The 14,479-nt window shown below is 72.5% G+C and carries 12 protein-coding genes and 1 pseudogene; 10 read left to right on the top strand and 3 right to left on the bottom strand.

Annotated features, from left to right (window positions below; genetic code table 11):
* Positions 1-24: 24 nt before the first annotated feature.
* Both GA0070617_RS29800 and GA0070617_RS08585 read right to left on the bottom strand, forming a co-directional pair.
* On the bottom strand, positions 25-1,056 hold the full coding sequence (locus GA0070617_RS29800; protein WP_139135623.1) for a cell wall anchor protein: 1,032 nt from the start codon (positions 1,054-1,056) through the stop codon (positions 25-27).
* A 533-nt stretch (positions 1,057-1,589) separates the two neighbouring features.
* Positions 1,590-2,840: a hypothetical protein gene (locus tag GA0070617_RS08585; protein ID WP_091435479.1), complete on the bottom strand. Its 1,251-nt coding sequence runs from the start codon at positions 2,838-2,840 to the stop codon at positions 1,590-1,592.
* A 336-nt stretch (positions 2,841-3,176) separates the two neighbouring features.
* Between GA0070617_RS08585 and rsmD the strand changes: the two genes are divergently transcribed.
* The 8 genes and pseudogenes from rsmD to mutM all read left to right on the top strand — a co-directional run bounded on the left by rsmD (position 3,177) and on the right by mutM (position 8,863).
* Positions 3,177-3,740, top strand: coding sequence for a 16S rRNA (guanine(966)-N(2))-methyltransferase RsmD (gene rsmD / locus GA0070617_RS08590; protein WP_091435480.1), 564 nt, complete (start codon positions 3,177-3,179; stop codon positions 3,738-3,740).
* On the top strand, positions 3,737-4,225 hold the full coding sequence (gene coaD, locus GA0070617_RS08595; RefSeq protein WP_091435481.1) for a pantetheine-phosphate adenylyltransferase: 489 nt from the start codon (positions 3,737-3,739) through the stop codon (positions 4,223-4,225). The genes rsmD and coaD overlap by 4 nt, the downstream gene beginning before the upstream one ends.
* Positions 4,226-4,575: 350 nt before the next feature.
* Positions 4,576-5,073, top strand: a complete 498-nt coding sequence (locus tag GA0070617_RS08605) for an SPFH domain-containing protein (RefSeq protein WP_091435483.1) — start codon at positions 4,576-4,578, stop codon at positions 5,071-5,073.
* A 131-nt stretch (positions 5,074-5,204) separates the two neighbouring features.
* Entirely contained in the window at positions 5,205-5,768 is a 564-nt protein-coding gene (locus GA0070617_RS08610) for a YceD family protein (RefSeq protein WP_091435484.1), read from the top strand.
* A gap of 5 nt (positions 5,769-5,773) precedes the next feature.
* Complete coding sequence (gene rpmF / locus GA0070617_RS08615) at positions 5,774-5,947, top strand: 50S ribosomal protein L32 (RefSeq protein ID WP_091435485.1); 174 nt, start codon at positions 5,774-5,776, stop codon at positions 5,945-5,947.
* A gap of 114 nt (positions 5,948-6,061) precedes the next feature.
* Positions 6,062-7,048, top strand: coding sequence for a phosphate acyltransferase PlsX (locus GA0070617_RS08620; RefSeq protein ID WP_091446112.1), 987 nt, complete (start codon positions 6,062-6,064; stop codon positions 7,046-7,048).
* Positions 7,048-7,812: pseudogene (gene rnc / locus GA0070617_RS08625) on the top strand (ribonuclease III); the annotation flags it as partial. The gene GA0070617_RS08620 and the pseudogene rnc, both read left to right, overlap by 1 nt.
* A 205-nt stretch (positions 7,813-8,017) precedes the next feature.
* Entirely contained in the window at positions 8,018-8,863 is an 846-nt protein-coding gene (gene mutM, locus GA0070617_RS08630) for a bifunctional DNA-formamidopyrimidine glycosylase/DNA-(apurinic or apyrimidinic site) lyase (RefSeq protein WP_091446114.1), read from the top strand.
* Positions 8,864-8,937: 74 nt separating this feature from the next.
* Here the strand turns inward: mutM and GA0070617_RS08635 are convergent, their stop codons facing one another.
* The gene (locus tag GA0070617_RS08635; protein WP_091435486.1) at positions 8,938-10,116 is read right to left on the bottom strand and encodes a CAP domain-containing protein; all 1,179 of its coding nucleotides are present in this window, start codon (positions 10,114-10,116) and stop codon (positions 8,938-8,940) included.
* A 370-nt stretch (positions 10,117-10,486) separates the two neighbouring features.
* Here GA0070617_RS08635 and GA0070617_RS08640 point away from each other — a divergent pair, with 370 nt between their 5' ends.
* On the top strand, positions 10,487-10,681 hold the full coding sequence (locus tag GA0070617_RS08640; RefSeq protein WP_067360080.1) for a hypothetical protein: 195 nt from the start codon (positions 10,487-10,489) through the stop codon (positions 10,679-10,681).
* A 209-nt stretch (positions 10,682-10,890) separates the two neighbouring features.
* On the top strand, positions 10,891-14,475 hold the full coding sequence (smc, locus tag GA0070617_RS08645; RefSeq protein WP_091435487.1) for a chromosome segregation protein SMC: 3,585 nt from the start codon (positions 10,891-10,893) through the stop codon (positions 14,473-14,475).
* Positions 14,476-14,479 lie beyond the last annotated feature (4 nt).

Genomic DNA, 14,479 nt, shown 5'->3' on the forward strand with positions numbered 1-14,479 from the left:
TGGCACGCGGGTGTCCGCAGTGGTTCAGGCGGTGAAGCGGAGCTTGCGACGACGGGCCATCACGAACAGGCCCGCACCGGCGCCGAGCAGCAGGACGGCGCCCGTGGCGATGCCACCGGCGGCGGCACCGGTCAGCGGCAGGCCACCACCGGAGCCACCCTCCTCCTCGCAGTCCTTCGGCTGCTCCCAGACCACGACCTCGTCCTTGACGTCGCCGATGCTCGGGGTGACCTTCAGGCCCTCGTAGGCGTCGAACGACACCGAGGTCTTCTTGCCGGGCACCGCGTCGAGCGTCTTGACCTCACCCTTCTCGCTGGTGAGCGTGACGGTGAACTCGACGCCGTCGGCCGGGTTGTCGATGCCGAAGGTGAGCTGGTCGCAGGTCTGCTCCAGCTCGAACGTCGGCTCACCCGGCTCGGGCAGGACCGGCGGCTGGCTGGGGGTGGGGCTGGCCGGCGGGGTGCTCTCGCTCGGCTCGTCGGTAGGCGTGGTCTCCGACGGCGTCGGGGTCGGCTCCTCGGTGGGGGTGGTCTCCGAGGGCGTCGGCGTCGGGGTCGTCGGCTCCTCGGTAGGCGTGGTCTCCGACGGCGTGGGGGTCGGCTCCTCGGTGGGGGTCGAGGTGGGGGTCGGCTCCGGCGTCTGGCACTTGCCGGTCACCCGGACCACGCCCGTGCGGGTGCTGTAGACCTTGGACCGGCCCTTGTCCCACTCCAGCCGGACGCTGAGCTCCAGCTTCTTGTTGCGGGGGACGGTCTGCTGGCCGACCAGTTCGCCCTGACCGGACTTCGGCACGACGGCGCCGGGGACGATGCCGGTCAGCTCGGTGGCCGCCGGGCTCCACGCGCCCACCACCGTGGCGTCCCACTGTCGCTCGCTGTTGCGGACGGTCCAGGTCACCTGGACGCTGCCGTCCTTCAGCTTGCAGCCGGTGCCGTCGATGATCGGGTGGTGGGCACTGGCCGGGGCGGCGGCGATGGCGGCGGCCCCGGCGACACCGAGCAGCGCGCCGGCGGTGACCGCCACGACGCGCCGCAGCGGGGACTTGAGACGGATCAACGTCTGCTCCTGACGAGGGGTGTGATCGAGGTGCGACGGGATGGACGGGAGCCGGCACGACCGGTACGGCATGGGCTCACCTGGCGTCCCCCGACGCCGATGCGTCCGGTGAGGTCGGACGCAGGACGTGACTGTACCGATCGACGGAGAACGCGCCAGATCTTCAGGGTCCGCTAAGGATCATGTGATCAAGTCGAGATCATCCGTCAGCCGAAGGTCACGCCATGATCACCATAAGCCGATCGTGGCCCGTCTGGCCGGTGGTGGGAGGAAGTTCATCGGCGCTGGTCAACGGGTGTGGTCGGGGTCTAATCCTGACTGGACGGTCAGCGCAGTCAGCTCGGTTGGTCGGCGCGGCACGGTTCGGTCGGCTGGTGGTGCGGGGTGGCCCGCGACGCCGAAGGGCGCGTCGACCGGTTGGTCGACGCGCCCTTCGGGTCAGCTGCCGGGCTCGGCAGCCGTCAGGCCGTTCGGTTCCGCCTGGTCGGTGCCGACCCGGGTGGGCCGGCACCGATCAGGCGTTCATTGCCGGATCAGGCGGTGAAGTGCACCCGACGACGCCGCGCGACGACGAAGAGCACCGCGCCCAGGGCGAGCAGGGCCGCCGCGCCGGCGGCGATGCCACCGGCCGCCGCACCGGTCACCGGGAGGCCCTCCTCCTCGGTGTCGCCGCCGCCGGAGCCACCCTCGTCGTCCTTGTCCTTGCACTCCTTCGGCTCGGTCCACTTCAGCGGACCGCCGGAGTCCAGGTCGCCGGTGACGGTGACGGTGAAGCCCTTGCTGGCCGGGAAGGTGACCTTCTCGGTCTTGCCCGGCTCGACCGCGACGGTCTTCGCCTTGCCCTTGCTCGGGGTGAAGGTCGAGTTGACGGTGATCCCGTTCTCCGGGTTCTTGATCTCGAAGATCATCTCGTCGCAGGTGGAGGTGTAGGTGCCGTCCGGGACGCCGACCTCGGGCTGCTTGCAGTCCTCGGGCTTCTCGTAGCCGCCCTTCCAGGTCTCCATGCCCTTGGCCGAGACCTCGATCTCCTTGGCCTGCTCGGCGGTGAGCTCGTGGCTCTTGCGCTCGCCGGCCGCCACGGTGACCTGCTCGGTGTACTCGCCGCTGCCGGTGACCTGGAAGGTCGCCTTGATGTTGCCCCGGTTGACCAGGGTCAGCGTGACCTTGCCGTCGCAGTCGCTGGTGGCCTCCACGGCCGGGGCGGCGACGCAGGTGTCCTTGCCGCCGTTGTACCAGCCCTGCGGGCCCTTGGAGCGCGAACCGATGCCGGAGGGGCTACCGATCTTGCGGTCGCCGTACCGGGCGCTCTTCTCGTCCAGCGGGTCGATGATCTCGCTGCCGAAGACGAAGTCGGTCTGCGTGAAGCAGGCCGGGACCTCGACCTTGAAGTCCAGCTTGGCCTGCTGGAGCTCACCCTCGGCGGCACCGGTGAACTTCTTCACCGACTTGTCGAAGACGTACTGCGGGGTGGCGAAGCGCGCCGACGGCGCGAGGTACGACACCAGGGCCACGTCCTGCTCCTGGCCGGCGCAGAGCGGGCCGTTGACCAGGGTGATCGAAGCCTCACCCTTGGGGCCGTCGAACGTGTGGGTGTACCGGGCGTCCTCGGCGCTGACGCAGACCGGGGCGGGGGGCTGGGCCGGCTCGGTCGACGCGCTGGCCGAAGGCGTCGGCGACGGGGCGGAGGCGCTCGCCGGCGACGAGACCGCGAACGCCGTGAGGCCGAGCAACGAGGCGGCAGCCAGGGCGAGCGGTCGCCGCAGCGACAGCGGGGGACGGATCACACGTACTCCCGGGGTGAAGAGCGTTCAGGGGTACGGCACGGGGCGGCGGTGAGCGGTCGCTGCCGTCGGCTCGGGCGCGTCCCGCAGGGCCAGTGCCTCCCCGACACCGTGGGTCGGCGAACCACCGCCGACACCCGGCAGACCCTAGCGACAACGCCGGATGCGGCACAGCCCTCAGCGGACCCTAATAGTCATGTTATGAATTTGAGATCATTGATATACCTACGGTGACGCCGTCCACTACTGATCGACACCTACCGTGTCCGCGACGCCGCCAGCGTGGTCGCGTAGCGTCGGGGTGGTGAAGACGTCGGACGCGGTGCCCAGGAGGCGTCGGTGACCCGGATCGTGGCCGGCACGCTCGGCGGGCGGCGGATCGCCGCCCCACCCGGCGCCGGGACCCGTCCCACCTCGGACCGGGTCCGCGAGGCGCTGTTCAGTGCGGTGGAGGCCGCGCTCGACCTGACCGGCGCCCGTGTCGCCGACCTGTACGCCGGTTCCGGCGCGGTCGGGCTGGAGGCGCTCTCCCGGGGTGCCGGACACGTCCTGCTTGTCGAGTCCGACCCCCGGGCCGCCCGGGTGATCCGGGAGAACATCGCCGCGCTGCGCGCCGGCCCCGCCGTCCGCCTGGTCACCGCCCGCGTAGCCACCGCGCTGGCCGCCGGCTGCGACGGCGAGCCCTACGACGTGGTCTTCGCCGATCCGCCGTACGCGGTGCCGGCCGAGGAGGTGACCGCGATGCTCACCGCGTTGGTCGAGGGTGGCTGGCTGGCCGACGACGCCCTGGTCGTGATCGAGCGGGCCAGTCGCAGGGGCGAGTTCACCTGGGTGGAAGGCGTCACGTGTCACCGCAGTCGGCGGTACGGCGAGACCACCCTTTGGTACGGTCGCCGATCATGAGACGTGCGGTCTGCCCCGGCTCGTTCGATCCGGTCACCAACGGACACCTCGACATCGTCGGTCGGGCCAGTCGGCTCTTCGACGAGGTGATCGTGGTGGTGCTGATCAACCAGTCGAAGACGTCGCTGTTCACCGTCGAGGAACGCATCGACATGCTCCAGAAGGTGACCAGTTCGTACCCGAACATCCGGGTCGAGTCGTTCCGTGGGCTCCTTGTCGACTTCTGCCGGGCCCAGCAGGCGACGGTCCTGGTCAAGGGCCTGCGGGCGGTCAGCGACTTCGACTACGAGTTGCAGATGGCCCACATGAACATCGGCCTGGCCGGGGTGGAGACGCTCTTCATGCCCACCAACCCGCTCTACTCGTTCCTCTCCTCCAGCCTGGTCAAGGATGTGGCCAAGTGGGGCGGCGACGTCTCCCCGCACGTGCCCGACCTGGTGCGCGAGGCTCTGGCCGCCCGCCTGGACCCCTCCCTCCGCGACTGAGGTGCAAGGAAGGGCCCCTTGTTAACGCCTCCGGTAGAGAAGGGCACCCTTCTCACCGCAACCGCAACCGCAACCGCAACCGCAACCGCGACCGCGACCGCGACCGCGACCGCGACCGACACCGCGACCGCAACCGACACCGCCGGCGCGACCGCCAGCGCCAGCGCGGGGCCGGCGACCGTCAGCGCGGGGCCGGGGCCGGGGTCCGGGCGTCGGAGTGGGGTCGGCGCGACGCGCCGGGACGGGGTGGCCGGGTGCGGGTGGCCGGTGCGCGACATCATGTGGGGCGGGAACCCGGCCGCAGCCCGCATCATGGAGGTCGGCCGACGAACGACAGGAGTGAGGTACCGGTGGACCCGCTCGATCGCATCGACGAACTGATCGCCATGGTGGAGACGGCACGATCCGTGCCGATGTCCCGCAACAACTGCATGCTCGACCGGGGTGAGGTGATCGCCGCCCTGGACGAGTTGCGCGCCGAACTCCCCGCCGACCTGCGTCGTGCCGCGGCGCTCCTGGAGGAGCGGGACAAGATCATGGATGCCGGTAGGCGGGAGGCCGACCGGATCATCAGCGAGGGTGAGGCGGAACACGCCCGCCTGGTCTCGGTGAACGAGATCACGGTCTCGGCCGAGCACGAGGGGGCCCGGATCGTCGCCGAGTCGCGGGCCGAGGCCCAGCGGCTGCGGGCGGAGGTGGACGACTACGTCGACACGGCGCTTGCCAACTTCGAGCAGTTCCTCACCCGGGCGCTCGCCTCGATCGAACGTGGCCGGGACAAGATGCACGCGCTACGCGAGATCGGCACCTTCGCGGGTGACGAGACCGAGCGCCCGTTAACCTTCTGAGCGGTATCGCCGAACCTTCCGAGCGGTATCGCCGCAGCCGACGACGCTGCTGGGCGTCGCCCCCGGTTCGACGGGGGGTCGCTGTCCCAGGTAACCTCGTGTGTCGGCCTCTCACCGGCCGGAGTCTGACTATGCCCAAACACTCGCCATCGCCACTCAACCCCAGGTCGCCGCTGGTCCTCGACGCGAGGGAACTGCCGCGCCGACCTGGCGCGTTGCGTACGGTCAAGCGGGTCGTGCCGGCACCGGCGGACCTCGGCGTGGAGATGGTCGGCGTGCCGGAGGGCGCGGACCTCGACCTCGATCTGAGGTTGGAGTCGGTGTCCGAGGGGGTGCTCGTCTCCGGGACCGTCAGCGGTCCCGTCCGGGGCGAGTGCGGTCGCTGCCTGCGCGAGATCCACGACTCGGTGGCCGTGACGGTCCAGGAGCTGTACGCGTACGAGAACAGCACCACGGACGCCACGACCGAAGACGACGAGGTGGGTCGGATGCAGGGAGACCTGATCGACCTGGAGCCGGCGGTGCGGGACGCGGTGGTGCTCACCCTGCCGACCAATCCGCTCTGCCGCCAGGACTGCCCAGGGCTGTGCCCCGAGTGTGGGGTGCACTGGGACGAACTGCCGGCCGACCACAGCCACCAGCAGGTCGACCCGCGTTGGGCGGGCCTGTCGCAACTGACCCGTACAGAGGAGTAAGAACCGTGGCCGTCCCCAAGCGCAAGATGTCGCGCAGCAACACCCGGTCCCGCCGGGCGAACTGGAAGGCCGCGGCGGTCGCGACCGTGGCCTGCCCGCAGTGCAAGTCGGCCAAGCTGCCGCACGCTGCCTGCTCCGTCTGCGGCACGTACAACGGCCGCCAGGTTCTCGAGGTCTGACCTGGACGCCGCGTGACGCCCCCGACCCCGGGTCGGGTGGCACGTCCCACCTGGCGATCGCCCGGTGACCCGGACTCCGCCGACGCCGACCGGCCCGCTCCGGCCGGCGTAGCGGTGGAGCCGGGCACCGCGCGGATCGCCGTTGACCTCCTCGGCGGGGACGACGCTCCCGCCGTCGTGGTTGACGGCGCTCTGCGGGCCGTCCGTGCCGACCCCGACCTGCACCTGCTTCTCGTCGGCCCGGCGGAGACCGCCGCCGAGGTGGTCGACGCTCTCGACCTTGCCCAACGGGCCCGGATCGCCGTTCGGCCGGTGCGCGACGTCGTCGCCATGTCCGAGCAGTACCCCACCCGGGCCGCCCGCAGCCACAGCACCGTCCGGGCGGCGGTCGCCGCCGTCCGGACCGGCGCGGCCGACGCCCTGGTCTCCGCCGGTTCCACCGGCGCGACGGTGACCGCCGCCGTGCTCGGCCTCGGCCGTTGGCCCGGGGTACGCCAACCGGCGCTGGTCGCCACCCTGCCGGCGATCGACGGACCGGTCGTCCTGCTCGACGTCGGCGGCTCCCTGGAGGCGCACCCGGCCACCCTCTCCCGGCACGCCGTGCTCGGTGCTGCCTACGCCGCGGTGGCGCACGCCGTCGCCGCGCCCCGGGTCGGCCTGCTCTCGGTGGGTACCGAGGCCGGCAAGGGCGACCGGGCCCGCCGGGCCGCCGATCCGTTGCTCGCCGTCGGGCCGCTGCCCTGCGACGGCCGTTACATCGGCCTGGTCGAGGGGTACGACGTGGCCCTCGGTGCCCGTGCCGACGTCGTCGTCACCGACGGTTTCACCGGTAACGTGCTGCTCAAGGCGATCGAGGGCGCGTACGCGATGGCCGGTGGCGCGCCGGCCAGTGGAGGCGCCCCCCGGGCGGCCGCCCTGCTCGGCGTCTCCGGCACCGTGGTGGTCTGCCACGGCTCCGCGCGGGCCGACGACATCGCCTCCGGCATCACCCTCGCCGCCCGGTTGTGGCGTCGGGCCGCCACCGCCACGGTCGCCGCGCTGATCGCCGGCGAGCCAGTCGACCGAACCGACCGCACCACCGACACCGAGGTAACCGCATAATGACCAACGACAAGCGGCGGCGTGCTCCCGTCGGCCATCTGGAGGCCGCGTTCGGCGTCACGCTCGATCCGGAGCTGCTGGAACGCGCGCTGACCCACCGCTCGTACGCCTACGAGAACGGTGGCCTGCCCACCAACGAGCGGTTGGAGTTCCTGGGCGACTCGGTGCTCGGCGTGGTGATCACCACCGCGCTCTTCCACAACCACCCGGACCTGCCCGAGGGGCAGTTGGCCAAGCTGCGGGCCAGCGTGGTCAACATGCGTGCGTTGGCCGAGGTGGCCCGGGGCCTGGGCCCGGACGGGCTCGGCGCCTACCTGCTGCTCGGCAAGGGGGAGGAGAGCACCGGCGGCCGGGACAAGGCGAGCATCCTCGCCGACACCCTGGAGGCCCTACTCGGGGCGATCTACCTGCAGTACGGGCTGGACACCGCGGCGATCGTGATCCACCGGCTCTTCGACCCGCTGATGGCCGAGTCGGCCGGCCGGGGCGCGGCGCTGGACTGGAAGACCAGCCTGCAGGAATTGACCGCGGCGCTCGGGCTGGGCGTGCCGGAGTACCGGATCGAGGGCACCGGCCCGGACCACCTGAAGACCTTCACCGCCTGGGTGGTGGTGGCCGGCAACCGCTACGGCGGGGCCGAGGGGCGCAGCAAGAAGGAGGCCGAGCAGCGGGCCGCCGAGTCCGCCTGGCGGATCCTGGAGGAGCAGGCCCAGGCGGCCCGGCAGGCCGAGGCGGCGGCCGCTGCCGTGACGGCCGGTCCCGCCGGTGACGGGCACCACGGCGACGGCGGGCACCACGATGTGGGTGGGCACCACGATGTGGGTGGGCACCACGATGTCGGCGGGCACGACGCCGGCCGGCGCGTCGACGCTGGGCCTGCCGACGCTGGGCCTGCCGACGTCGGCAGGCCGCCCGGTGGCCCCGACGCCGACCGGGCCGGGGTGGACGTCGGCGTGGCCGGCGAGCGCCGTGCCTGAGCTACCCGAGGTCGAGACGGTCCGGCAGGGACTGGCCCGCTGGGTCGTCGGCCGCCGGATCTCCACGGTCGAGGTACGCCACCCCCGTGCCGTCCGCCGCCACCTGCCCGGTGACCGGCACTTCGCGGACGTGCTGGCCGGTCGGACGGTGCTGGACGTACGGCGTCGGGGCAAGTACCTCTGGCTGCCCCTGGACAGCACCGACGCGATCGTCGGGCATCTCGGCATGTCCGGTCAGCTGCTGCTGCAACCCCGGGGCGCCGCCGACGAGCTGCACCTGCGGGTCCGGTTCGGCTTCGCCGACGACGGTCCCGAGCTGCGTTTCGTCGACCAACGGACGTTCGGCGGGCTGGCCGTCTCGGCCGGTGGGGCGCAGCTGCCGGCGGAGATCGCGCACATCGCCCGGGACCCGCTGGACCCGGACTTCTCCGCCACCGACTTCGTCGCGGCGCTGCGCCGACGGCGGACCGAGGTGAAGCGGGCACTGCTCGACCAGACCCTGGTCTCCGGCGTGGGCAACATCTACGCCGACGAGGCGCTCTGGCGGGCGAAGCTGCACGGCAGCCGACCGACGGACGTGCTGACCCGCCCGGCCGGGACACGGCTGCTCGACCAGGTCCGGGACGTGCTCACCGAGGCCATCAGGGCCGGCGGCACCAGCTTCGACGCCCTCTACGTCAACGTCAACGGCGAGAGCGGGTACTTCGACCGGTCGCTGAACGTCTACGGCCGCGAGGGTCAGCCCTGTCCACGCTGCGCGGCGCCGATCCGTCGGGAGGCGTTCATGAACCGCTCCTCGTACAGCTGCCCTCGCTGCCAGCCCCGGCCACGTCGCTGACCGCGGGCGACCCCGCCTGGCAAGCGGCGCCGCCTGCAAGCGACCCCGCCTGGCAAGCGGCGCCGCCTGGCCGCCTACCGCGGGGCGGCGAAGTTCTGCGTCCAGTACGGTCCGTTGCTCGTCGCGATCCCCACGCCGATCTCGGTGAAGGCGCAGTTGAGGATGTTGGCCCGGTGCCCGGGGCTGTTCATCCAGGCGTCCATGACGGCAGCCGGCGACTGCTGGTTCCAGGCGACGTTCTCGCCGTAGGTCCGCCACGTGTAGCCGACCCGGTCCAGCCGGGTGCCGACGTCGCTGCCGTCGCTGCCGGTGTGCGACATGTTGCGGGTGTCGGCCTGGTCCTGGCTGTGTCGCTGGGCCGCGGTCATCAACTTGTCGTCGATCTGGACCGCCCCGCAGCCGGCCTTGCTCCGCTCGGCGTTGACCAGGTCGACGACCTGCTGTGCCTGGCCGCTGACGGCACCACTGTCGGCGGCGGCGGTGGTGGCCCTGGTGGTGGCGCCGCTGCCGGTGCCGCCACGCTCGACGTTGCGGCGCGACGGCGCGCTGGTGGTCCGGTCCGGCGTCGGCGCGGCCTTGCTGGTCCTGGCCGGTGACGGCGTCGGGCTGGCGGTCGAGGGCGAGGGGCTGGCCGACGCGCTCGGCGTCGGCGAAGCGGTGACCGGAGGGCTGGTCGGCGTGCCGGCCAGGGTGTCGGGCTGGGCCGGCAGTGCCGGGGCGCTCTGCTCGGCCAGGCCGGTGAAGTCGGGCAGTTCCTCGTCGCCCGGCAGCAGCAGGGCACCCACTCCCAGGCTCACCACGAGGGTGGCCGCGGCGGCGGCACCACCGATCACGACCGGCCGCGTGAACCGGCGGGGCGGGCGGTGCCGTCCCTGGCTCCGGACGGGCGCGCCGGCGTCGGGCTCGGCGGTCTCGTTGCTCGCGACGACGGTCACCGGCAGTAACGCGGTGACCGGCTCCCGGACCGCCTCCGGGCCGGCGTACCGGGCCGGCGGGGCGGGCCGGTCCGTCGGGACGCCGCGCGGGTCCGTCGGGTCACCTGGCCGGTCTGCCGCGACGCCTGGCCGGTCTGCCGCGACGCCGCGCGGGTCCGTCGGGGCACCGGACGGCTCGGGTGACTGGTCGGGTTCGTCCCCGAACAGGTAGCTCGACCGGGGCTCGGGACGGTCGGTCAACCAGGCCGGCTCGTCGGGGTGCGACTCGGTGCGCCGCTGGGTGCGGTCCTGCTCCGTCGGGTCGGTCCAGCCGTACACGCCGTCTGCCTCCAGGGTCCGGTGATGGGCTGTGGTGACGCTACGTGGGGGGTCGAACAGCAGCAACGTGGCTAAGAAAGAGTTAAGACGAAGACCGCTCGGGCCATGGCCCGAACCCGCGATCCGGGCGTAGAGTGAGGGCGTCCGGACAGAGTGTGTCCGCGCCTGAGGGTGGCCCCGGCAAGTTGACAGGTCGACGTGGAGATGATCTACGGCCTGCGAGAACTTGACGAACGAGGGGGTCTCGGCTCAATATGTAGGTGTCGCCAGTCGCGCCCGGTCGTGCCCGCATATCGCGGGTGATGGCAGTCGCGTACATATTGGGCGCGCGTTGGCCGGCCTTTCCGGCAGCGCATATCAAGGAGTCAGCATGGCGAAGGCCCTCTACGGCCACGTAGGTGCAGCGCCCGACCGGCGTCTGCTCGACGAGGTCACCCGTTTGCGTGCCAGGGTTCAGGCAATGGAGTTCGAGATCACGCGCCTGCGTGCCGAGAACGATCGGCTCGCGGCGGCTGTGTCGGAGGCGGACGACCTCCTCCGGCTGGCCGAGCCGGCGCTGACCTGATCTTCATGGGTTCGCACAACTGAATCGCACCACGCAAAACGCGCGCCGGACACATTCGTGCCGGCGCGCAGCCATGTCCGGGGACCCCCGGTCGACCTTCCGGGGCGGGTCGCGTACCCGAGGGCCCGCAGGGCCGGGTTAGTCTGCGGGTCAACCAGGTCCGCGCAGCCCGCGACGCCTGCGGCGGCCACCGGACGAGGATCGAGAAGGTGCATCTCAAGAGCCTGACGGTGAAGGGGTTCAAGTCCTTCGCCTCCGCCACGACGTTCAAGCTGGAGCCGGGGATCACCTGCGTGGTGGGCCCGAACGGCTCCGGCAAGTCCAACGTCGTCGACGCCATCGCCTGGGTCCTCGGTGAACAGGGCGCCAAGGCCCTGCGGGGCGGCAAGATGGAGGACGTCATCTTCGCCGGCACCGCCGGCCGGGCACCGCTGGGCCGCGCCGAGGTCACCCTCACCATCGACAACACCGACGGCGCGTTGCCGATCGAGTACACCGAGGTCTCCATCACCCGCCGGATGTTCCGCTCCGGTGAGAGCGAGTACGAGATCAACGGCGACTCCTGCCGGTTGCTGGACATCCAGGAGCTGCTCAGTGACTCCGGCATCGGTCGGGAGATGCACATCATCGTCGGCCAGGGGCGGCTCGACGGCATGCTGCACGCCAAGCCGGAGGACCGGCGTTCCTTCATCGAGGAGGCGGCCGGGGTCCTCAAGCACCGCAAGCGCAAGGAGAAGGCGCTGCGCAAGCTCGACGCGATGCAGGTCAACCTCAACCGGTTGACCGACCTCACCGCCGAGTTGCGCCGCCAGCTCAAGCCGCTGGGCCGCCAGGCCGAGGTGGCCCGTCGGGCCGCCGCCATCCAGGCCAACCTGCGCGACGCCCGGCTGCGGCTGCTCGCCGACGACCTGGCCACGCTGCGGGCCACCCTGGACAAGGAGATCGCCGACGAGACCGCGCTGCGGCACCGGCGCGAGCAGGTCGAGGCGGAGCACACCGAGGTGCAGGCCCGCCTCGGTGAGCTGGAGGAGGCGCTCGCCGCCGACGCGCCGCTGCTCGCCGCCGCCCAGGACACCTGGTACAAGCTCTCCGCTCTCGCCGAGCGGTTCCGCTCCATCGAGCAGCTCGCCCGGGAGCGGTTGCGGCACCTCAGCGCCACCGCCGACGACGAACGGCCGGGCCGCGACCCCGACCAGTTGGAGGCCGAGGCCGAGCGGGTCCAGGAGCAGGAGGAGGAGCTGCGTGCGGCGCTCACCGACGACCAGATCCGGCTGGCCGAGGCCGTCGAGTACCGGCAGGAGCTGGAACGGCAGCTCGCCGCGGCCGAACGGGAGCTGGTCGCGGCGGCCAAGGCCATCGCCGACCGGCGGGAGGGGCTGGCCAGACTGACCGGTCAGGTCAACTCGGCCCGGGCCCGGACCACCAGCGCCGGGGAGGAGATCGAGCGGCTCGCCGCCGCCCACGCCGACGCGCTGGCCCGGGCCGAGCAGGCCCAGGCCGAGGTGGACGCGGTCGCCGAGCAGAGCACCGAGGCCGACCGGGACAACGCCGACCTCGACACCCGGCACGCCGAGGCGGTCGCCGCGCAGGAACGGGCCCAGGTGACCGTCCGGTCGTTGACCGACGCCGAACGCGCCGCCGAGAAGGACGCGGCGACCTGGAAGGCCCGCGAGGAGGCCCTCGCCCTCGGCCTGCGACGCAAGGACGGCGCGGGCGCCCTGCTGGCCCGCGCCGACGAGGTTCCCGGCCTGCTCGGCAGCCTCGCCGAGCTGCTCACCGTCGCCCCCGGGCACTCCGCGGCCCTGGCCGCCGCGCTGGGTGGCCTGGCCGACGCGGTCGCGGTCAGCGGCGTGGACGAGGCCGTCGAGGCGATGCGGCTGCTCAAGATCGCCGACGCCGGGCGGGCCGGCCTGCTGGTCGGCAGCCCCGCCGGGCCGGGCATGACCGGCTCCGCCGACGCGCTGCGCCCCCGGCTGCCCGAGCACGCCCGGTGGGCGCCGGACCTCGTCGAGTGCACCGCCGAACTGCGCCCCGCGGTGCACCGGGCGCTGCGCGACGTGGTGCTGGTCGACGACCTGACCGCCGCGTCCGAGCTGGTCGCCGACAATCCGGAGCTGCGGGCGGTCACCGCCGACGGCGACGTCGTCGGGGCGTACGCGGCGGCCGGTGGGTCGGCCAAGGCGCCCAGCTTCATCGAGGTCACCGCCGCCGTCGAGGAGGCCCGGGCCAACCGGCTCGCCGCCGAGCACGGCGCCGCCGAACTCCGGGACCAGATCGTCGAGGCCCGCGCCGAGCTGGCCGGGGCCAAGGAGGCGGTGCAGCACGCCGCCGCCGCCAAGCGGGAGGCCGAGAGCCACCGCAACGCCGCCGCCCGCCGGCTCGCCGAGCTGGGCGCGGCGGCCCGGTCGGCCAGGGCCGAGACGGACCGGCTGGGCGAGTCCCGGTCCCGCGCCGAGGCGGCCCGGGAACGCGACCTGACCACCTTGGCCGAGCTGGCCGAACGGCTCCGGTTGGCCGAGGAGACCCCGGCCGACGCCGAGCCGTCGACCGAGGACCGTGACCAGCTCGCCGCTACGGTGCCGCAGGCGCGGCAGAACGAGATGGAGGTCCGGCTCGCGGTGCGTACCGCCGAGGAGCGGGTCTCCTCGATCGCCGGCCGCGCCGACTCGCTGCGCCGGCAGGCCACCGCGGAACGGGCCGCCCGGGAACGCGCGGCGGCCCGGCGGGCGGCGCGTACCCGGGGGGCGGGGATCGCCCGCGCCGTGGCCGGCGGCGCGCGGACGGCGCTGGCCCACCTGACCACCTCGATCGCGCGGGCCGAGGAGCATCGCGACGCCGTGGCGCGCGAACGGGCCACCCGCGAGGCGGAGCTCTCCGAGGTACGCGGTGCGGCGAAACGGCTCGGCGCGGAGCTGGAGCGGCTGACCGGCCAGGTGCACCGCGACGAGGTGGCCCGGGCCGAGCAGCGGCTGCGCATCGAGCAGCTGGAGGCCAAGGCGGCCGAGGACTTCGGCCTGGACGTGGCCACCCTGATCGGCGAGTACGGCCCGACCCAGCCGGTGCCACCGACCCAGGTCGACGTGGCGACCGCCGAGCGGGACGGGCTGCCGGTGCCCGAGCCGGTCGACTACGAGCGTCCGGTGCAGGAGAAGCGGGCCGCCAAGGCCGAACGCGAGCTGGCCCTGCTCGGCAAGGTCAACCCGTTGGCGCTGGAGGAGTTCGCCGCGTTGGAGGAACGCTACAAGTTCCTCTCCGAGCAGTTGGAGGACCTCAAGGCCACCCGCCGGGACCTGCTCACCGTGGTCTCCGACGTGGACGCCCGGATCCTGGAGGTCTTCGCCAGCGCCTTCGCCGACACCGCCCGCGAGTTCGAGCAGGTCTTCACCGTGCTCTTCCCCGGCGGCGAGGGGCGGCTGATCCTCACCGAACCCGACGACCTGCTGACCACCGGGGTCGAGGTGGAGGCCCGGCCGCCGGGCAAGAAGATCAAGCGGCTCTCGCTGCTCTCCGGCGGGGAGCGGTCGCTGACCGCGGTGGCGATGCTGGTGGCGATCTTCCGGGCCCGGCCCAGCCCGTTCTACATCATGGACGAGGTGGAGGCGGCGCTCGACGACGTCAACCTTGGTCGGTTGATCACGTTGCTGGCACAGTTGCGGGAGAAGAGCCAGTTGATCGTGATCACTCACCAGAAGCGGACGATGGAGGTCGCCGACGCGCTCTACGGGGTCACCATGCGCAGCGGGGTGACCCAGGTGATCAGTCAACGGATCAACCGGACCGAGGGGGAGGACTAATCTA

The organism is Micromonospora yangpuensis (genome assembly GCF_900091615.1).
In the GTDB taxonomy this organism is placed as follows: domain Bacteria; phylum Actinomycetota; class Actinomycetes; order Mycobacteriales; family Micromonosporaceae; genus Micromonospora; species Micromonospora yangpuensis.

Coding starts and splice junctions, on each gene's coding strand:
- coaD (WP_091435481.1), top strand. CDS start 3,737: ATGAGACGTGCGGTCTGCCCCGGCTCGTTCGATCCGGTCACCAACGGA.
- GA0070617_RS08610 (WP_091435484.1), top strand. CDS start 5,205: ATGCCCAAACACTCGCCATCGCCACTCAACCCCAGGTCGCCGCTGGTC.
- GA0070617_RS08640 (WP_067360080.1), top strand. CDS start 10,487: ATGGCGAAGGCCCTCTACGGCCACGTAGGTGCAGCGCCCGACCGGCGT.